This window comes from Sphingobium sp. SA916, from assembly GCF_002894065.1.
Taxonomy (GTDB): domain Bacteria; phylum Pseudomonadota; class Alphaproteobacteria; order Sphingomonadales; family Sphingomonadaceae; genus Sphingobium; species Sphingobium fuliginis.
The window spans coordinates 65,258-84,615 of record NZ_LXYF01000031.1 but is presented as its reverse complement, the minus strand read 5'-3'; the positions used below and the strand labels follow the sequence as shown (position 1 = coordinate 84,615).

The following is a 19,358-nucleotide window of genomic DNA, read 5'->3' as shown; positions in this document are numbered from 1 at the left end:
CCTGGGGATGTATCTGCACCATCACGAAACCTCATCAGCAAGGACGGCAAAGCGCCACGCGTGATCCGCGATGGCATTCTTTACCATATCCCAATGATGTGTCGCAACCAGACAGCTAGTCCTCCCCTGATTGCGTCATCACGCAGATACCCAACAGGAGGAGGAAGAAGCGCGCCGTCACTCGGTCAGCGCCCCTCCCCGGCATGGTTGCACAACGGTCACCGCTGGCTCCATCCAAGTCCCAACGCCTTTTGCAGGGCGACAAATGCACGATCAAGTTCGCCAGTCGCCTCCAGCACCGACTGATCGGCAGCCAGCGCCGCCCGTTCGGCATCGATTGACGTGGTCATCGGTATCGCTCCCTGCGCGTATCGCTGCCCGGCATAGGTCGCTGACTGCCTGGCGCCGTTCCGGCTTGCGATACTCGAAAACAGATTACGGCGCTGATTACCGAAGCGGGTCAGGCTGGTTTCCGCATCCGACAGCGCGCCGAGGACTGCCTTGCGATATTGCGCTTCCGCCTCGTCGCGGTCGGCCCGGGCCTGCTCGACCCGAGCACGATTACGGCCGAAGTCGAGGAAGCTCCAGCTGATCCGCGGCAGAAGAAGGCCCGCGATGCTGTCAGGATCGATCACATCGGCAATATTGGGGCCACCGAGGCCGATGATACCCATGATGCTGACGGATGGGAACTGCCGGGCGACGTTGACTCCGATCTTTGCGTTCGATGCCGCCAGCTGCCGCTCGGCTGCGCGAATGTCCGGCCGGCGTCGCAGCATGGCGGCCGGATCGCCAATCGCGACAGTCCCGGGGATCATCGGGATCGGCGCGGGGGTAGACAGCGCGGCGTCGTGTGCACCGGGTTCGTCGCCGGTGAGCAGGGCAAGCTGGTCGAGCGTGGTTGCGATCTGCCCTTCAAGCGGCAACAGCCCGGCCTCCGTGCGGGTCAGCTCAGTCTGGAGCCGAACCACCTCGTCGCGCGACGATGCACCGCGTTGCTCACGCTGTTGAAGCAGGGCGAGTGATCGCTGCTGAAGCTCCGCGGAGCGACGGGCCAGGATCAGGCGCTGCTGAAGTTCCCGCAGGGTCACATAATTCTGGGCGACCTCCGCCGAGAGACGAACCTGCGCATCGGCCCTGCTGGCTTCGGCTGCCTGAGCCTGGGCTTCGGCACCTTCGGCGGCACGGCGTCGCCCGCCGACCAGATCGATCTCCCAAGACGCGTCCAGGCCGGCGTTGTAGAATTCGGCCCTGATACGATCGGATTGCTCGCCTTGCGTCGGCAGCGCGAGCGAGCCGGCGGGAAGATCGGCAACGATCGCAGTCCCCGACGCCGAGACGGTGGGAAGCTGGTTTGTGCGCTGTTCGCGCAAGCTGGCGCGCGCCTTGCGGATGCGCGCCTCGGCGATCACCACGTCCGGATTAGAGGCAAGCGCGCGGTCGATCAGCATCGTGAGTTGCGCGTCGCCCATGCCTTCCCACCAGCGTGCGACAAGGGGCTGCGGTACCGTGACTGCCTGATCCGCGCGGCGAAATGTCGATCCGGCGCGCTCGCCGCTCGCGACGCTCGGCGGGCCTCCATAGTCGGGTCCGACGACGCATCCGGTCAAAAGGGCGGGGAGAATGGTCCAGCCAAGTCGCTTCATCAGTGCATCGCCATCTGCGTGTCGGAGGAGATCGGGCGGAGGAACAGCGCCAGCGGCGTGGTGATCGCGATCGCGACGCCGAGCGCGAAGAACAGGTCGTTATAGGCCATGACGGTAGACTGTTTGAGGAGTTGACCTGCGAGCTGCCGATAGGCGCCGGCTTCGCCGGACGGCATGGCCATAACCCTCGTGAACCATTCCTGTGTGGTCGCCGCGTTGGCCGACACCGTTTCGCTCAAGCGATTGAAATGGAGGAAGGTCTGACGGTCCTGAAGGGTGGCCATCATGGCAAGGCCGATCGATCCGCCGAGGTTGCGCCCGGCATTGAACAGTGCGGAAGCATCGCTGGCATCCTCGGGCGCCACGGCGCTGATCGCGGCTTGGTTTAGGAACATCATAGCGAAAATCTGACCGGCGCCGCGAATAATCTGCGAAGCCGTCAGATCGCCACCCGCTGACTGCGCCGTTAGGTGCCAGTCCATGGCGCAACTGATACCTATCAGCGTCATGCCGAAGATCACTGCCACACGGACATCCAGATATTTGAATGCGAGAGGAAGAAACGGCATTAGCATGATCGCGGGAATACCTGAGACGAAGACGACCTGTCCCGATTGTAGAGCACTGTAATTTGCCATTACTGAGAGAAACTGCGGGATTAAAAAGGTGACGCCGTAAAGGACAACGCCGATGACAAGGCTTAGAATGAAAACACTTCCAAATGACCGGCTGAAAATCAGCGTTAATTTGAGAACGGGTTGCGAAGACCGGACTTGCCCGATGGCGATGAGTGTGAAGCCCAGCAACGTCGCTAGAGCGAGCTTCACGATCATGGCGGACTCGAACCACATCTCGCTCTGCCCTTCCTCAAGCATCACGGTGAGCGCACCTAGGCCAATTGCGAGCCCTGCGATTCCGAGCCAGTCAGCATGGCGCAACTGGTCGAGCCGAAGATGCTCATGCTTTAGCCCTAGCAGAAGGAGGAGGACGAGCCCGACGCAGACCGGCACGTTGAGGAAAAAAGCATAGTGCCAGCTGTAGTTATCGGTCAGCCACCCACCGATGATCGGTCCAAGCACCGGGCCAAGGATGGCCGTGCCGCCGAAGGCAGCGGTGCCGATCGGCTGCTGTGATGGCGGTAGCCGGGTTGCGATGATGGTCATTGCGGTCGGAATCAAGGCACCGCCGGTAAAGCCTTGGCCAACGCGCCCGGCGATCATCATCGGCAGTGTCGTTGAAATACCGCACACTATCGAGAAGCCGGTGAAGCTGACCGCTGCACCCAGAAGGAAGTTGCGCAGGCCAAACAGGCGCACGAGGAAGGGGCTGAGCGGGATCATGACGATTTCCGCCACGAGATAGGAGGTCGCGACCCAGGTGCCCTCAGTTCCGCTCGCGCCGATCTCGCCCTGGATGGTGGGCAAGGCCGCATTGACGATCGAGATATCGAGCAGCGCCATGAATGACCCGATTGTTCCCGCCGCGACGGCGAGCCAGTCGCGCAGGCCTGCGCGTTCGGCGGCCATCAGCGCGCGCCCTGCATCTCACCGCGCTTCAGCCGCTCGGTTTCCTGCTCGATCCGTTCCCGGCTTCCCTTTGCGCCGATCGTGTCGACCGTGACCTCGACTGACAGGCCGGGCCGCAGCACCCGGCGCGCTTCCGGACCCGCCTCAATGCTGATGCGCACGGGCACCCGCTGGACGATCTTCGTGAAGTTCCCGGTCGCGTTCTCGGGCGGGATGAGCGAGAACTGCGCGCCTGTCCCTGGAGAGAAGCTGGCGACCCGGCCTCGCAGTTCGGCGCCGTCCAGTGCATCAACCTTGATGGTCACTGGCTGCCCGACGCGCATCAGAGCGACCTGCGTCTCCTTGAAATTCGCCTCGATGTAGAGCTGATAGACCGGCACCACCGACATCAGCCGGGTCGCCGGCTGGACATATTGCCCGGCCCGCACCGCCTTGTCGGCGACAACGCCGTCGATGCTGCTGCGGATCTCGACGGCACCGAGATCCGTCGAGGCGCGCGCAAGCTGCGCCTGCGCGGTGCCGCGCTGCGCCTCCGCCTGGCCGATGCGAGCCGCTTGTGTCGCGATACTGCGACGGGCGGCGAGGTAGGCGGCGCGCTGCGCGCGCAGATCGGCGGCGGTTCGATCACGCTGAAGGACAAGGTTTGCCAGACGCTCACGCGATTCCGCCCCTGTCCGAGCGAGGGGCTCGTAGCGTCTTACCTCGTTCTCTGCCGCTGCCGCGGCAGCCTCGGCGCTCGCAACCTGGGCGGCGGCCTGAGCGACAGTGGCCCGTTGCTCGTCAAGCGTCCGGCGTGCGGTCGTGATGTTGGCGCCGGCTGCGGCGATCTGAGCTTGCGCCTGATCGACATTGGCGCGGTAGTCACGAGGATCGAGGATGGCAAGCAGCTGGCCGCGGCGGACATGCTGGTTGTCGGCGACGAGGACACGCTCGACGTAGCCGCCGACCTTCGGTGAAACGGTCACAAAGTCCGCGCGCACATAGGCGTTGTTGGTCGATTGGAGGTACTGGCCGCTTGCGCGGTAATTCATATACCAGACGATGGCCGCGATGATGCCGGCGGCAAGCGCGGCGATGAGGACGTAGCGGACTATCGGGTAGCGCTCGAGAAGCGAGGGCTTCTTCTCAGCCTGGGTCTCCGATTGCGCATCCTGCTTAGGGTCACTGCCGTTTTCTTCAGCCCGCTCGTCAGCCACTCTACAACCCTATGATATGTAAACCGCGCCGTATCATAGTGGGCTTCGGATATTATTCCACCTGTTCTGATTGATTTTCGTATGGAGCTTAACTCCGGCAGCCCGACAGAGCGGCGAGTGTTGGGTTCGCGTTGTTCCACCCCCCAATCTTTAATGATCGAGGAAGTCACATGAACCCCACCTTTAAATGCTGAGCTTGTTAGCGTGAGCTCATCAGAGACGACAGCCTCGGGATATGGCGGCTCCCCGTAAAAAGCCCCGCCGCGCAAACCCCGCATCGATTGCGGTATTGAGGCGACGTAGTGCTGGGGCTGCGCCTGTTATTTCCCTCACCAAGCCACGAAAAGGTATGATCGAGTTGACAATCGTCTTTCCACCAGCTTCCGCCACTTTACCAAGACGATTTTCGTTACGGTCCGCTCCTACATCGTAAGCGTGGGCTGGAGCTTCCAATTACCCACATCTCGCCGCACGACTGATTCCGCTCGACTCATGGCTATTGCCTGAAGGGAGCGGCCCATGATTCATCCCCAAGCACCATTTCGCTGGAGCGGGGGTGCAAGGTGGGAAATTCTGTTTTCGATGCGGCCGGATGGGCTGATGGAGAAGTTGATCCCGGCGCCTTTCGTGATAAGCGGCTGGGCGAACGGCTTCGCACGATGCTTGAGCAGATGGCAGGTGCGATCGGCGCGCCGATTCCGATGGCTTGTCAGGACTGGGCCAATACCAAGGCGGCGTACCGCTTTTTGTCGAACGGCGCGGTCAACGAGGGTGAGATTCTCGCCGGGCATTTTCAGGCAACTCAGGCGCGTGTGGCTGCCCTTGACGGGTTCATCCTCGTTTTGCAGGACACCACCGAATTTTCCTATCAACGGCGCAATCCCGAGCGGATTGGTGCCATCGGTCTTTCACCGAGCCGGCGCGATGAATGGTCGGCTTCGGCTTCATATGGTCTGCGGCCTGCTCATGCACTCCAGCCTGGCGGTCACAACCGAGGGATTGCCACTGGGCCTGACAGCGGCGAAATTCTGGACCCGTACCAAGTTCAAGGGCACCAACGCGTTGAAGCGGCGGATCAACCCCACTCGGGTGCCGATCGAGGAGAAGGAGAGCTACCGCTGGCTCGAAAATATGCGCCAGTCGACGGCGCTGCTGGGCGACCCGGGGCGACTGGTTCACATTGGCGACCGGGAGAACGACATTTACGAGTTTTTCTGCGAAACACAGGCGCTCGGCACGCATTTCCTGGTGCGCACCTGTGTCGACCGTCTGGCCGGTGACGGTGGCCATACAATAGCCGATGAAATGAGCGAAACCACCGTGAAGGGCGTGCATCGGGTCAGCGTTGGCAAGGATGATCATGCCGACATTGAGCTACGCTATCGGCGCATCCAGGTTTTGCCGCCGATTGGAAAGCAAAAGCGCTATCCCTCCCTCAGCCTGACCATCTTGCACGCCCGTGAGTGTGGAACACCGGAGGGTCGACCCCCGATCGACTGGCGGCTCATCACCGATCTACCGGTAACAACGCCGGACGAAGCCATCGAAAAGCTCGACTGGTACGCCCAGCGTTGGAAGATTGAACTTTTCCACAAGATACTCAAATCCGGCTGCCGAGCCGAGGATGCACGGTTGCGGACCGCCGAACGCCTCGCCAACCTGATCGCCATATTCTGCATTCTGTCCTGGCGTCTGTTCTGGATGACCATGATCAACCGCACCGCTCCTGATGCATCGCCTCGGCTGGTCCTGACCGATGGTGAAATCACGCTGATCGACCGTCTTGCGGCGTACCGGAAGAACGGATCCGCAAGCAGAACCCTCGCCGATTATCTGACCCAAATCGCTCGACTCGGAGGCTATCTTGCGCGAGCCCATGATCCACCTCCCGGCAACATTGTCATCTGGAGTGTAAGCGCCGACAGAAGGTGGCGTTGACGCGGCCAGTCAGGCTTTGCGGCGTGTCCGCGGCGCCCATTTTTTCGCGAGCGCTTCCAGCCTTGCCTCGATCAGGGGGATATCGGGCTGGGCGTTGGGATCATGGTCGTCGCCGAGGGTCTCCAGCGCCTCTTCATGATATTCATGTTGGGGGTCGCCGAGCGCTTCGAGCTTTTCAGCATAGCCCCACGGGCCACCGCAGTCTTCTGGCGGCCTCATGCCTACTGCGTCGAGGATGAGCGGATATGTCAGGTCCGGCCTGGCCGGGCTGACGCGCTCGATCTTGACGCTGTGATCCCAGGCATCGCCAAAGTCGTAGAGATATTGGAAGGTCTTGCGCCTGGTATCCGCCAGAACCTGGGCGAGGGTAGCTTTACGGGCGTCGAGCGGTCCGTCGAAGCCGTATTCAGGATCGGGGATGCCGAAGCCGGTTTGCCCGAAGCTCATTTCCCACAGGTGAGAGTCCGTCCAGGAAAAGGCCGTCTGGAAGACGGTGTGCAGGCGATCGAGCCGGATATTGAGCGGGACCTCCAGCGTCCGACTGACGGTCGGTGTGACATCGTCCAGCGTAATCTTCATCCGCACCACGGTGCCGTTGCTCACGCAGCCTTCTCCAGATCGTTGGTCATCCTCGATGTCTGCCAGTTCCAGGGCAAGAAGTCATCGATCCGATTGATCGGATGGTTGCCGATGCGCTCGATGACGTCGGTAAACCAGGCCTCGGGCTCGACACCGTTGAGGCGGCATGTGCCGGCCAGCGAGTAAAAGAGCGCGGCGGCCTCTCCACCCTTCATGGAGCCGACGAACATCCAGTTCCGGCGCCCAAGAGCGACACCGCGCAGCGCGTTTTCCACCAGATTGTTGCTGATCTCGAGCCGACCATCATCGCAGTAGCGGATCATGGCCCGCCAGCGGTTGAGCGGATAGCGACAGGCACGCGCCAGATTGCTGTCGGAAGACAGGCCACGATTCTGGGTTTCGAGCCAGACGCGCAATGCCTCCAGCTTCGGCATCGCCTTGATTTGGCGGATACGTCTTCGCTCATCAGGTGGCGCACCCTTGATATCGCGCTCGATGGCGAAGAGTTCGGCGATCCGCACGACCGCCTCCGCCGCGATCGGTGACGGGCTCTTTTCCAGTATGTCGGTAAATTTCCTACGACTGTGACTCCAGCATCCAACTTCGACGATGTCCCTGGGAGCCTTGGTTTTGGGGTCGCGGTAAAGCGCGTTATAGCCCGCAAAACCATCCGCCTGGAGATACCCCTGATAGCCGGCGAGATGCTTTGCCGGATGCGCTCCGCCACGATCTGCGCTGAAGCGGAAGGCCACGGCGGGCGGGCTCATGTCGCCGCTGGAGCGATCATCGCGCAGATACACCCAGAAGTGCCCGGTTCGACTGCCGTCGCCATTGCCCAGCAGCGTGACCGACGTGTCGTCCCCATGGATTTTGGCGGCTTCCCGGATATAGGCGAACAACCGCTCGCCCAGCGGCGCCAGCAGCCACGCCAGTTTTCGCGCCCAGCGGCTCATCACATCCCGATCAATGTGAAGCCCAACGCGGCGGAAGATTACCGACTGCCGGTGCCAGGGCTGGTGATCGACAAAGCGATTGACGACGAGGTGGGCCAGCAGGGCGCTGCTCGCCATCACCTTGGGCAGCGGCAGATCGACAGCGGGCGCTTGTCGGATCTGTTCGCAGGATCGGCACGCCAGCCTGGGCCGGACATGGCGGATGACCCGGAAGCGCGCCGGGACATAGTCGAGAACCTCAGTGACGGCCTCGTCGATCTGCACTGACGGTCCATTACAACCGGCACTGCACGGGCCGGGCTGATGATCGACGGTCTGACGCGGGAAGTGTGCGGGAAGCGGAACGCGGCCGCCGGCTTTGCGGGCCGATTTCATCACGGGCGGCGCTGACACCTCATCGTTTGCCGGTTCCGGGGCTTCGACCTCCTCGAACATCAGCCGCAGCTGGGCGATATCCATTTTCTCGGAGCTGCGGCCGAACTGGACGCGCAGCAGCCGCGCGACACGATGCTCGAGCTTTTCGATCCGCAAGGTCTGGGCTTTGACGGTGGCTTGCGCCGCCGTCAGTTCGGCCCGTTCCTGCTCCATGACATCGGCCATCTCCAGCAGCATTTTCTGCAAGAGAACCGGGTCTGTGGGAAGGCGATCAAGGGCGAACCGCATGCCGCCGATAATAGCCGAAGCCCACGGTAAATCCTACATAAAATGGCGGTTTTCCTGATCTTTTTGGCTATGCGAGCCTCGGCGTGATCACCTCGTCGTGGACGATCGCCTGCTTCCAGTTCAGCCCTTCAACCAGCATCGCCATCTGGGCTGCCGACAGGCGGAGCGCGCCCTCATGAGCACGAGGCCACACGAACTTTCCGCGCTCGAGACGCTTCGCATACACGCATAGCCCGGACCCGTCCCAGACCAAGGCCTTCAACCTGTCGCCCCTTTTCCCGCGGAACAGGAAAACCGCCCCCGAGAAGGGATCAAGCTGAAGAATATTGCGCACCTGCGCCGACAGCCCATCAAATCCCTTGCGCATGTCGCACGGCGCCAGCGACAGATAGATTTTCGTCGAAGGCGGGAACGCCAGGCTCAATGATCCAGCTCCCGCAGGACATCGAGCACCTGTTTCAGGGCGGCCCGATCGACCTCGCCATCAACCAACACCGTCAGGCCGCACCGCCCGCGGACCTCGATCCGCCCTGGTTCCCCAGTTTTAGCCGACGGCGAAGACGATGCCAGTTCGACCGGCACGAAGCCTGCCATCGCTCCGCGGAGCAGCTGCTTGCGCCAGGTATAGAGCTGGCCTGTTCCAATGCTGTGCCGTCGAGCTACGGTCGATATGATCGCGCCAGGCGCCGTCGTCTCCTTCAGGATCGCCAGCTTCTCCTCGTCGCTCCAGTTCCGACGCCGCTCCAACCGTACAAGCGCTCCGCCATCACCGCGACCGCTCATACGAGGCTCGTTTGACTGCTCGATGTCCATGCTCACGCCTCCTCAAAAGCCGCGAGCTTTCCTATTCCGCTGCCGGCAGCAAGGCCGCCTTCCGTCGGCGCTTACTCTGGAGTGGATGGTCCCGACTGATGGACATCAAAATCGGTGCCGACGTCAGCCGTGTCACTTGTGGGTAATTGGAAGCGTCAGACCCCGCTTACCCTACATCGAAATCCGGTCCGAGAACATCGTCCAACTCAGCGATATTACGCTTTATCTCGTTGCAGGTGCGGGTCGATGCCCGATCATATGGGTTAGAAGAAGCGCTTAAGAGAATGGGTGGGATATCCTGCTTTACCGCTCCAACGTCTTTAGCTGGTTGGGAGGCAATAGATCGAACTGAATCCGTTCCGGTATTTTTGGATTCCTTGTGTCCCTCCTGAGCCGCGCCGGCAGACGCAAAAGTCAGTACCAAGATAGTAAAGGCAGCTGAAAATTTCGTCATATCCGTCCCTATCTACTATGATAATATTCAGATATTCCTGTACCACAGGGTAATCTCTTGTGTGATATTGGAGACGCCAGCACGATAAGCTGCAACGATGGACGTCACCGTCGCATCAGTGGCTCTTGTTCGCGATTCGAAGGACCGCACTGCCACATCACGTGCTGCCCCGCTTGTGACCTCTGCGCGCACGACAATAGTGATCAATGGGGGAGCCTTCAGTCCCTGATCAAAGGTGGCCGTGAACTGCGAAATTTCCGCCGACATGATGTCCGCCGGTTTTTGGAAGTCGCTTCGCGCAACTCGCGTTCGGGAAGACTGCTCCAGCTGGTCAATCAGAGCTAGACGGAACATCTCCGGGACGGGTTGGGACCAACGTGCTTTTGCGAGAGCAGCAACCCGCGAGTTGGCATTGGTTTCAATGCTGTCAGGCCGCAGATTATTCGGAAATGAAAGCTGGCGGACAGCAACAACCCGTGCATCGGCATCAGGCTGCCTTTGCGGGGGCTCACTGCGAAAGGAATATAGGTCCGCAGGCTTACCTCCGCCCAGAAGCCCACCAACACAGCCCGACAGCGAGACTAAGAGGAGCGCTGAAGAGATTTTTAGCAAACTTTTCACTTTGGCAGCTCCACTTCTCGCGCTTTCCCTCTTCCGAGAACAGAACGCGGATCTTGCTGTATTTGTCGGGTAAGTCGATCGAGTGACTCGGCAGCCTTTTCAAGCCCACGTAGAGCCCCCGCCACACGATTACCTTCTGGCCCCTCAAGACCTTCTGCACTCGCGTTCAACTTAGCTATAAAAGCCCGTGCATCGTTCGTCGCGCTCTTCGCATTCGCGGCCGCTTCTCGGATGTCTGCAAAGGCTTGCGTACCATCGCCCTGAATAGCGGTTCTCGCAGCCGCCGCAGCCTGCTCGATGTCACCCGACGCTGAATCAAGGCGACGGATTGCATTTTGAGCATCCGCAAACATTGCCTTTCGACTGTTAAGTTCTGCCGTCACTGATCTGATGTCAGCGAGCATGCCATCGACCTTTGCGATATTTCGGTCAGAAAGCACCCGATTGACCCGATCGAATGATTCAGAAACCTTAGCGAGGGTCTGCCCTCCCGCTTCCAGCACCGAATCCAACGACCCGGGCTTCGCCCTTATTATCGGGGGCTGCTCACGCGAAGCATCGCGAAGCAGTGGCCTTGTAGGCGAACCAGGAGTTAACTGGATAATGCTGACCCCTGTCACACCTTGGGACTCTTTTGAGGCAAATGTATCTACCCTTATGGGTGTACTCTCTTCGACCTTCACATCGATAATCACACGGCGAGAATTCGATGGATCTACACGAAGCTTCGTGATCTCCCCGACCTTGATGCCGTTAAAGTCAACTTCGCTACCTTCGGTTAGGCCGCGCACAGGTCCGTCAAAAACAACTCGATAATGGTCGAAGCCTTTACCAAATTGGTCGTTACCTAGCCAGAGAATGAAGCCGATCGCTGCCACCAGCAGACCAACTGTCAGACTACCCACCAGAGCGTAATTGGCATGCCTCTCCATTTAGTCGCCACCTGAGTTGAATCGCCGTGCTCTTCGGCTTTGAAAATAAGAGCGTGTCCATTCGTCTTCAGAATCACGCAGTTTCTCGACTGCGTCAGACGCGACGATCCTTTTGTCCGCCAGAACCGCTACTCGATCAGAAATTTGAAACAGGCTGTCCAGGTCGTGGGTGACCATGACGACAGTCAATTCCAAGGCATCACGCAGCGATACGATCAAGTCGTCAAACTCTGCAGCCGCGAGGGGATCGAGGCCTGCCGTTGGCTCATCTAAAAAAAGAAGCTTGGGATCGAGCGCTAGTGCACGTGCAACGCCAGCACGTTTTCTCATGCCGCCGGAAAGTTCTGCCGAGCGCTTATAAGCTGCATCATTAGCAAGCCCAACCAGAGAGATCTTCATCTGGGCCAATCGGCTTAGAAACTTGCCTCGAATTTCGGTATGTTCAAGAAACGGCGCTTCGACATTCTCTTGAAGCGTCAGGGACGAAAATAGCGCACCGTTTTGAAACATGACGCCCATGTTCGATGCGAGCCATTGCCGATCAGGACTATTAAAGATGTCCTGACCGTCTACTATTACCGATCCAGAAACTGGTCTCTGTAATCCCAACATCGTATTGAGCAACACGGATTTTCCGCCGCCCGAAGCGCCAACTATTCCAAGAATCTCCCCGCGATAGACGTCGAGGTCTAAATCTTCATGGATTACCGTTTTACCGAACGCTGTTTTAAGGTCGCGTACTTCGATCACCCTTTCCCGCTCGGCCATCACAGGTCCAATTTCATGAAAACGAGGGCGAAAGCTGCATCGAGGAGGATGATGGCGAACAATGCCTGAACGACTGCGGTCGTGACGTTTCTACCCAACACCTCGACGTCGCCACGGACGGCCATTCCCTGGCGGCAGCCAGTCAGTGCAATGATGATGGCCATTACAGGTGTCTTGATCAGACCAAGCCAGAAATGCTGAAGGTCCACCGTCTGCCGAAGACGCTCTACGAAAAACACTGGTGAAATATCTAAAGAAGCCCAGCTCACAAGCAGGCCACCAAGAATGCCGGCAATCATCGCTGCGACTGATAAAAGCGGGAGAGTAATGATCATCGCCAGCACGCGTGGGGTTACAAGCGCCTCCGTGAGATCGACACCCATGACCACCATTGCATCTGTTTCTTGGTTCATTCGCATAGCTCCGATTTGGGCAGCGAATGTAGACGTCGATCTGCCAGCCAGAAGAATTGCTGGTATTAGCACCCCAAACTCGCGCAACACCGATACCCCAACGAGCTGAACGGTGAAAACCGATGCCCCCAAGTTCCGCAGCAGGTTCGTGCCGACCAAAGCCACCACTGCCCCGATGAAGAATGTCATCGTCATGATGATTGGGAGCGCCTCGAGACTTCCCTGCTGCATCACGCTTACTAGCGCTCGCACGCGTAACCTGCGAGGGTTGATAACCGCTCTTCCAACGCCCACCTCAGAGCGGCCCAGGAACAGGATGTTACCATATAGTTCGCTTAGTCCTGCAACCACTTTGCGGCCTAAGCGTGTGAAAAAACCGTAAGACTTTTTGGGTTTTTCGGTCGCATGTTCCTGGATTGCGGGGGCAACGATGTCTAGGACACGCCGAAGCCGATCTGGTACATCGTTTCCTAGATCGCTGGCACCAAGCGCCTGAATAAGCGCGAACGCGCCTGCACTGTCGACCCGCCCTAATTGGCTCCAGTCGATCTGCTCGTCTGAAGCCAGCAAATGGCCATCGGTCGTTGCTCCCGCCGATTGGACCGTTGAGGCCAACCAATCGCCCGAAATTTTCGTTACGTTGTTTTCGGAATGAATGACGGGTTCAGAGAACGGCAAAATCACACCCAAAACCGTTTATGGTACGATACGGTATACTTAACGTGAGGGGATGTGCAATAGGGCAGGCTTACCGTGCTGTTCGCACACCGAGAATCGGCGTCCTTCAGGCACTGGCTGATGTGCGGGGACGGTACGGCCTAAAACTTACCTGCCGCCTTAATGGGATATCATCTCGATGGAGACACGGTCGAACAGCTTTCTGGTTCTCGCGGTGACGGGCTTGCTGCTGGGCACCTTGGTCTTTACGCTGTGGCTGTTGGAGCCTCGCAACGGGAACCGCAGGCCCTATATGATCCGCTTCTCGGGAAGCGTCGCCGGCATTGAAAAGGGATCACCGGTGACATTTTCGGGCGTGCCGGCTGGGCATGTTACATCTGTCGGATTCGACAGCCAAGACCCGTCCGTGGTTCTGGTAGCTGTCAATTTGGAACCAGAAATCCCTATCGTTACCGGCGTCAAGGCTACGATTGTCCGATCAGCATTAGGCGGAACGGCGAACATCAGTCTCGATGGCGCAACACATGATGCGCTCCCGATCGTTGCCGCAAAAGACGGGGAGTTCCCGATCATTCCTGCCAAGGAGGACGGGCTTCTTGGTGGTGGGGGAGACCCGATAGCACTTGTGGAGAAGGTAAGCCGCACCGTGGACTCCGTTTCACGCAACCTTGGTGCCGCTCAGCAGCAGCGCGCGAACGAGCGTCTTGCGGTGCTCGCGCACAACTCCGCGGGGTGGGTAGACAAGGTTGGAACGGCGTCGGAGGGACTCATCGGTGCGCGAGGGCGTATGGTTGCCTTGGGAGAGGGTTTGCAACGGTCAGGCAATCGCGCCGAAAGTCTGAGGGTCACCTTGAAAGATCGCGGTCCATCCGCTCTTGCTAAGGCGAACCGCAAATTAGGGATCGCTCGTGACTCAGCTGAAGGATTCGCTGCCCGCGCCGAGGCTCTGAGGCCCGAGATCGAGCGGGCGACCGCCCTGCAGGACCGCCTGGTCGAGACAATAGGTTCAGTAAGGAGCAAGGTAAGCGCCGTCAGGGAGACGGCCGTTCGTATCGATCAGGAGGGGCTGGGTCTAGGCTCTCCGTCCCTCCCCACATACAAGCCTGACGCAGAGCCTGGGAAATAATCTGCTTGCAACGTTTTCAAGCCGTCGGCGGAGTCCGAGCCGCGGCCACGGAGCCTACGGTCCTTGCGGCATTGCTCGTCAAAGTGCTCGGATCGCGCTATTCTCGGTCCAGGAGAAAGAGATTGAGCGATGATGAGAAGAAAAAGGCGCGGCGCCCCCGAAAGATGGGCAGACCGACCACCGAGGACGCGCTCCGCCTGACCTCGCACATCCTCAAGAGCGCTCGCCAACTGTTCTTCGAACACGGGTTCGATGGCGCCAGTGCCGACATGATCGCGGACCAAGCGCGCATCTCCAAACGAACACTGTACGCGCGCTTCGGTAGCAAGGCGCGCGTGTTCGAGGCGGTGATCCTCGACGAGATCGATACGCAGCTGCGCGCGCTCGAACCCTCCGGCAGCGACGAACCCGACATTGGAGCGCGCCTTCACGTGATTGCCGATCGCCTGCTCGAGTGGCTCCTGACGCCCCGGATCGCCTCCATGGAACGCGTCGTCATTGCGCAAGCGGTGCGTTTCCCCGCGCTCGCGGCGAACATCCACGACTTCGGTTACCAGCGGGCCGTCCAGTGGGTGGCATCGATCCTCGCCCACGCCAATGCCAAGGGAGAGCTTTCGCTGGCCGACCCCGTGTTCGCTGCCGAGCAGTTCGTCACACTCGTCGTGGTTGCCCCCATGCGCCGTGCAGCGCTGGGGTTGTCTCCGCCAGCTTATGACGAGGCGGCGCGCGATCGTATCTCGCGCGGTATCGACCTGTTCCTTGATGGCTGCCGCCCGCGAGACGGGGATGGTTGCAGCAAGTGATGCCCGCCACGGACGACGAGCCTCAGATCGGTGAGCGTGCGCGCCTCGCAGAGCTTATCCAGATCATGGGGCGCCACGGCCTGAACGGGCTCGCCTCTCGCCTGGGCCTGCTGCCCGGTCGTTCCGAGCAGCCGGTGGACGTCGGTACGCCCGAGCGGGTCGTCGCGCTGCTGCGGGACCTTGGACCCGTTGCGGTCAAGCTGGGGCAGGTGCTGGCGACCCGTGAAGACCTGCTCGGGCCGGAATGGGTGCGCGCGCTGTCGACGCTGCAGGACCGGGTGACCCCGTTGCCGTTCGAGGCGCTGGAGCCGACGATCCTGGCTGCGCTTGGCTCCCCGATCGCGGACGTGTTCGCGAGCTTCGACCGCGAGCCGATCGCCGCGGCCTCGATCGCGCAGGTTCATGCAGCCACCCTGAGCGACGGAACCGAGGTCGTGGTAAAGGTACGCCGACCGGGGATCGCGGAACGTGTCGATGCCGACCTGAGGCTGCTCCGCCGCATTGCGCGGCTCGCCGCGAGACACTCACCGGAGATCCGCCGCCTCAGGCCCGACGAGCTGCTCCGGTTCTTCGCGGAGAGCCTGTCGCAGGAAATGGACCTCAGTGCCGAAGCGGCAGCCTGCGAGAGCATCGGCGCGTTCCTGCAGCCGCTCGGCGTTCGCACGCCCGCCTTCTACTGGGATCAGGTCGGCCGCCGGATCAATGTGCAGCAGCGGCTCGACGGCATGCCCGTCCGCGCTATCCTTGATGGAGCGGGAGACTGCGGTGCGGATATCGCCGGCAGATATGCAGATGCAGTCCTGCGGATGATAATCTTCAACGGCCGGTTCCATGCGGACCCCCATCCCGGCAATGTCTTTGTCCTCGCCGATGCGTCGCTGGCGTTCATCGACTTCGGGGCGGTCGGCGTGCTCAGCCCCGCCCGACGAAACGAGGTTGTTACGCTCGTCCTTGCGATCGCCGGTGAGGACACGCGATCGGTGACGGACGTGCTGCTGCAATGGTCGGGCGAAACAGACGTCGATCGCCAGGCGCTGACCCGCGAACTCGACGCGCTGATCGGCCAGTTTCGCGGGGCGGTACTCCAGCAGATCGAGCTCGCCGACGTCTTCGGTCGCGTCTTCGCGCTGCTGCGCACCTACCGCCTGGCGCTACCACCCGATCTGGCCCTGCTGCTGCGAACCCTGCTGATCGCCGAAGGGTTCGTACGACGGCTCGATCCCGGCTTCGACATCGCGGCGCGCGCCGCACCGATCGCGCGCGAACTGCTGCGGGAGCGGATCGGCCCGGCCGGCCTCAAGCGGGGCGGACGCCGGCTGGCGACGAGCCTGGGCCGTCTCGCCGCCGCCTCGCCCGAGCTGGTGGCTTTCGCCGAGCGGGTAGCGCGGTCGGGCGCGCTGCCGATCGAATTACAGGGAGGCGCGGTTTCCCCAAATCCGACGTCGCCCTGGCGCGCCGATCCCAACATCCTGTCAGCCGGGCTGCTCGTCGCCGGCGCGATCCTTCAGCGCGACCATGATGTTGTCGGCGCAATGATGATGGCATCTGCGGTGCTGCCAGCAGCCTGGGCTTGGTTCGCAAGCAGGCAGAGGCGCTGAGGGAGTGGAACAATCCAGGACAGGTGGCGTTTTTCCGAAAAGTAAACCGGTCGGTATATATATTGCCGCCTAATTTCATCGAACAGGGGCCTATCTTTCTTGTCCGAACTATTGGAAAACCGATCGCATGTATCGACTGAGGAGTGGCCGGAATTTGGCGCCGCATTGAGCGACCTGATGCCTAGGCTGGCGAGCTATGCGCGATCGCTGGTCAGGAATTCCGATACTGCACAGGACCTTGTTCAGGAAGCCGTGCTGAAGGCCTGGCGCCACCGCGCGTCGTTTGAGCCCGGTACGAATTTGAAGGCTTGGACTGTCAATCGGCGTGCAAACGGGACCCCCTTTCGAGTATGGCACGACGGTCGAGGAATGCTCCTTGCACTGCGAGCGGCGTAGGGAGGGCGGAGCCCGACCGGAGGCGCGCGCAGCGCAAGGCATCTTAATCCCGGCGTGCCGCAGGGATCAGTTTCGGTTCTTGAAGCGCCAGCTGTCATTGCCGGTCTCGATGATGTCGCAATGATGGGTGACACGATCGAGAAGAGCGGTGGTCATCTTGGGATCGCCGAACGTTTCATGATGCTGCTTTCCTGGATTGGATCATACTGTATTTTGACGCTGTGAGCGCCCTTATTTGCTGGACAGTCAGGTCCACCTGCCACGGCTGTCCCTTCGCAAGTTGCCGGCCCTGGAGCTTGCCGCGTTTCAGCCATTTGAACACCGTCTGCTCGGTAACGCCGAGCGCGATTGCGGCACCTTGGATCGAGTAGCTTCCATCCGGCCAACGGGGTGGATTATGCTCGACGCCATTGATCTTTACCGTGGGGATATGCCAGCGCTGGCGCAACAGGTGCACCGTTTTGTTGTCGAACAGCCCGTCCAGGCTGTTGCGCAGACCCTCCGTGTTTAGTGTGGTTGCGACCTCTGCGTCCATCATGCCAGCGGCGTTGAGCTCTCGGATTCGCTGTTCGAGAACATCGGCATGAGCAGCTTCCGCATAGGATTGCGTGCGCCGCATGACCCAGTGTTCGGTCGCTGCGCCCGTCTGCCAGATGATGCGGATCCACACCATCCCCTTCGCCCGCCGCTGATCTAGAATGACCTTGTCGATTACGAGGCGGAGCATCGCCTTGCGCTCGGTGTTCGCGATTTTTGTCCAAAGATCAGGCAGATCGATGCCGAACGCGGCGATACGGGCGCGATCGTCGGCATTCAGCGCAACGGTTTGCTCCGTCTTCCACCGCCGATAGTCCTGTTCGACCTTTTCGACATCACGCAGCTTGCTTTCCCAGATGCTTTCGAGCGAACGGGCAACGAGGCGGTTTTCCGGCTCGACCGCGTCATATTGGCGGCGTGCACGTTCGCATTCATATTCGGCGCGTTCGCGCTTGAGGGTCCATTGCCGGTCGAGACCGTGGACGTCTGCGTCGATGGCGTCGAGCGCGGCCAGCGCGATGGCGAGTTGGTCAGGGGTGAGCGCTGCAAGGAACTGCCGTTCGACCTCAGCTTCAACCCGCGGCGCGCGCACCTCCTGGCAGTATTGGCCGACGCAGGTCGCTCGTTCGGAACGGCACCGGTAGACCGGATGGTTGCTGTCAGGGCCGGAGTAGTTAAGCGCCATGCGCCGTCCACAACTGCCACACATCGCTATGCCCTGCAGTAGCGCCTTTCCCTTCCGGGGCATGCCACGATGCCCGGCCCGGAAGTTGCCGACATTGTCCGTGAGCTGGTCGCTGATCGCCACATGCGCCTCCCAACTGATATACGCCGGATGAGCATTCTGGATGCAGACTTCCCACTGCTCACGCGGAACAGCACGCGTCGGGGTCTTCACCCCCTCGCTTCGCTTTTCCGGCGCAGCACACCGGCGTCCGTAGACGTAGGCTCCGGCATAAACAGGGTTTTTCAGGATATTGCGCACACGCGCATCGGTTGCATCGCGCCAGGCTAGTTCGTGGGGCGCCGGTCCCTTCAACGGCCTGACCGGCAGGGCAAGATCAGCCCGGCGAAGATAGCGCACTACAGCCTTTGCGCTCCCCAGTCGCATGAAGCTGTCGAACACAAGTCTGATACGCTCTTGAACCTGGGCATCGGGATTGAGCATGATTCCACCGGCGGGCGCGTAAATCAGTCCAGCAGGCAGCGGGATACGCAGTTCGCCGCGCGCCGCCTTCTGCCGTTCCCCCGTGTGCAGACGCATGCGGATCTGATGCAGTTCAGCCTCGCTCATGATCCCCGAGAGGCCCAGCAACAGCCGATCATGGTAAAGTCCAGGATCATACAGCCGTTCGCTGTCGGCGATGAGAACGCTGAACATCGAGCAGAGCTGAAGCAGTTGGTGCCAGTCACTGTTGTTGCGTGCGAGGCGCGAAGCGTCATAGCTCAGAACGAGACCGGCGTGACCCAAGCCAACTTCCGCGATCAGGCGCTGGAAGCCGTATCGGTGCTGAGCCTCCGCACCGGATTTCCCTAGGTCGTCGTCGATGATCTCGACCCGGTCGCGTGGCCAGCCAAGGCCAAGCGCGCGGTCGACAAGCCGATACTGAAGCGTCGTGCTTTCCTGGTGATGGCGGATCTGGCCGACGCTCGATTGACGGACATAGACATAGGCCAACTTAGCCTGCTGCGCAGTGCTGATCCGTTCATCTAGGGCA

At 60.6% G+C, this 19,358-nt stretch carries 18 protein-coding genes and 3 pseudogenes; 6 read left to right on the top strand and 15 right to left on the bottom strand.

What is annotated here, in order from left to right:
- Window positions 1-218 precede the first annotated feature (218 nt).
- The 4 genes and pseudogenes from A8G00_RS09305 to A8G00_RS25595 all read right to left on the bottom strand — a co-directional run.
- Window positions 219-1,646 (bottom strand): efflux transporter outer membrane subunit, encoded by a 1,428-nt coding sequence (locus tag A8G00_RS09305; RefSeq protein WP_046766331.1) that lies wholly within the window; start codon window positions 1,644-1,646, stop codon window positions 219-221.
- Window positions 1,646-3,172 (bottom strand): DHA2 family efflux MFS transporter permease subunit, encoded by a 1,527-nt coding sequence (locus tag A8G00_RS09300; protein ID WP_046766330.1) that lies wholly within the window; start codon window positions 3,170-3,172, stop codon window positions 1,646-1,648. Before A8G00_RS09300 ends, A8G00_RS09305 begins: the two co-directional genes overlap by 1 nt.
- Window positions 3,172-4,368 carry an HlyD family secretion protein gene (locus A8G00_RS09295; RefSeq protein WP_061938787.1) on the bottom strand — a complete coding sequence of 399 codons (1,197 nt, stop codon included), beginning with the start codon at window positions 4,366-4,368 and terminating at the stop codon, window positions 3,172-3,174. Before A8G00_RS09295 ends, A8G00_RS09300 begins: the two co-directional genes overlap by 1 nt.
- Window positions 4,369-4,581: 213 nt before the next feature.
- A pseudogene (locus tag A8G00_RS25595) lies at window positions 4,582-4,782 on the bottom strand (hypothetical protein); the annotation flags it as partial.
- 149 nt (window positions 4,783-4,931) lie between these two features.
- On the opposite strand from A8G00_RS25595, the pseudogene A8G00_RS25870 reads away from it, so the two are divergent.
- Window positions 4,932-5,072, top strand: a pseudogene (locus A8G00_RS25870) (transposase DNA-binding-containing protein); the annotation flags it as partial.
- 262 nt (window positions 5,073-5,334) lie between these two features.
- Window positions 5,335-6,306: an IS4 family transposase gene (locus A8G00_RS09285; protein WP_212611297.1), complete on the top strand. Its 972-nt coding sequence runs from the start codon at window positions 5,335-5,337 to the stop codon at window positions 6,304-6,306.
- A gap of 9 nt (window positions 6,307-6,315) precedes the next feature.
- Here A8G00_RS09285 and A8G00_RS09280 read toward each other — a convergent pair whose 3' ends face one another.
- From A8G00_RS09280 to A8G00_RS09245, 9 genes are all read right to left on the bottom strand, one after another.
- Window positions 6,316-6,909 carry a plasmid pRiA4b ORF-3 family protein gene (locus tag A8G00_RS09280; RefSeq protein ID WP_232307734.1) on the bottom strand — a complete coding sequence of 198 codons (594 nt, stop codon included), beginning with the start codon at window positions 6,907-6,909 and terminating at the stop codon, window positions 6,316-6,318.
- Window positions 6,906-8,501, bottom strand: coding sequence for an IS66 family transposase (locus A8G00_RS09275; protein WP_082718743.1), 1,596 nt, complete (start codon window positions 8,499-8,501; stop codon window positions 6,906-6,908). Before A8G00_RS09275 ends, A8G00_RS09280 begins: the two co-directional genes overlap by 4 nt.
- A 67-nt stretch (window positions 8,502-8,568) precedes the next feature.
- A complete protein-coding gene (tnpB, locus tag A8G00_RS09270) occupies window positions 8,569-8,925 on the bottom strand; it encodes an IS66 family insertion sequence element accessory protein TnpB (protein ID WP_226869714.1) in 357 nt (118 codons plus the stop codon).
- Window positions 8,922-9,314, bottom strand: a complete 393-nt coding sequence (locus A8G00_RS09265; protein ID WP_082718744.1) for a transposase — start codon at window positions 9,312-9,314, stop codon at window positions 8,922-8,924. Before A8G00_RS09265 ends, tnpB begins: the two co-directional genes overlap by 4 nt.
- A 166-nt stretch (window positions 9,315-9,480) precedes the next feature.
- Window positions 9,481-9,768: a hypothetical protein gene (locus A8G00_RS24750; RefSeq protein ID WP_139111431.1), complete on the bottom strand. Its 288-nt coding sequence runs from the start codon at window positions 9,766-9,768 to the stop codon at window positions 9,481-9,483.
- A 27-nt stretch (window positions 9,769-9,795) separates the two neighbouring features.
- Window positions 9,796-10,389 (bottom strand): ABC-type transport auxiliary lipoprotein family protein, encoded by a 594-nt coding sequence (locus tag A8G00_RS09260; RefSeq protein WP_076605791.1) that lies wholly within the window; start codon window positions 10,387-10,389, stop codon window positions 9,796-9,798.
- Window positions 10,386-11,321, bottom strand: coding sequence for an MlaD family protein (locus A8G00_RS09255; protein ID WP_046766224.1), 936 nt, complete (start codon window positions 11,319-11,321; stop codon window positions 10,386-10,388). Before A8G00_RS09255 ends, A8G00_RS09260 begins: the two co-directional genes overlap by 4 nt.
- A complete protein-coding gene (locus tag A8G00_RS09250) occupies window positions 11,322-12,089 on the bottom strand; it encodes an ABC transporter ATP-binding protein (RefSeq protein WP_046766225.1) in 768 nt (255 codons plus the stop codon).
- Window positions 12,089-13,186: an ABC transporter permease gene (locus A8G00_RS09245; protein ID WP_046766268.1), complete on the bottom strand. Its 1,098-nt coding sequence runs from the start codon at window positions 13,184-13,186 to the stop codon at window positions 12,089-12,091. The genes A8G00_RS09250 and A8G00_RS09245 overlap by 1 nt, the downstream gene beginning before the upstream one ends.
- Window positions 13,187-13,358: 172 nt before the next feature.
- On the opposite strand from A8G00_RS09245, the gene A8G00_RS09240 reads away from it, so the two are divergent.
- The 4 genes from A8G00_RS09240 to A8G00_RS25590 all read left to right on the top strand — a co-directional run bounded on the left by A8G00_RS09240 (window position 13,359) and on the right by A8G00_RS25590 (window position 17,103).
- Window positions 13,359-14,306 carry an MlaD family protein gene (locus A8G00_RS09240; protein ID WP_046766226.1) on the top strand — a complete coding sequence of 316 codons (948 nt, stop codon included), beginning with the start codon at window positions 13,359-13,361 and terminating at the stop codon, window positions 14,304-14,306.
- A 122-nt stretch (window positions 14,307-14,428) separates the two neighbouring features.
- A complete protein-coding gene (locus A8G00_RS09235) occupies window positions 14,429-15,109 on the top strand; it encodes a TetR/AcrR family transcriptional regulator (RefSeq protein WP_226869715.1) in 681 nt (226 codons plus the stop codon).
- The gene (locus A8G00_RS09230) at window positions 15,109-16,707 is read left to right on the top strand and encodes an AarF/ABC1/UbiB kinase family protein (protein ID WP_046766227.1); all 1,599 of its coding nucleotides are present in this window, start codon (window positions 15,109-15,111) and stop codon (window positions 16,705-16,707) included. The genes A8G00_RS09235 and A8G00_RS09230 overlap by 1 nt, the downstream gene beginning before the upstream one ends.
- A 177-nt stretch (window positions 16,708-16,884) precedes the next feature.
- Window positions 16,885-17,103, top strand: coding sequence for a sigma factor (locus tag A8G00_RS25590; RefSeq protein WP_226869720.1), 219 nt, complete (start codon window positions 16,885-16,887; stop codon window positions 17,101-17,103).
- Window positions 17,104-17,169: 66 nt separating this feature from the next.
- On the opposite strand, the pseudogene A8G00_RS09220 reads toward A8G00_RS25590, so the two are convergent.
- Both A8G00_RS09220 and A8G00_RS09215 read right to left on the bottom strand, forming a co-directional pair.
- A pseudogene (locus A8G00_RS09220) lies at window positions 17,170-17,274 on the bottom strand (ATP-binding protein); the annotation flags it as partial.
- A gap of 4 nt (window positions 17,275-17,278) precedes the next feature.
- Window positions 17,279-19,318 (bottom strand): recombinase family protein, encoded by a 2,040-nt coding sequence (locus tag A8G00_RS09215; protein WP_253257949.1) that lies wholly within the window; start codon window positions 19,316-19,318, stop codon window positions 17,279-17,281.
- Between the last annotated feature and the right edge of the window lie 40 nt (window positions 19,319-19,358).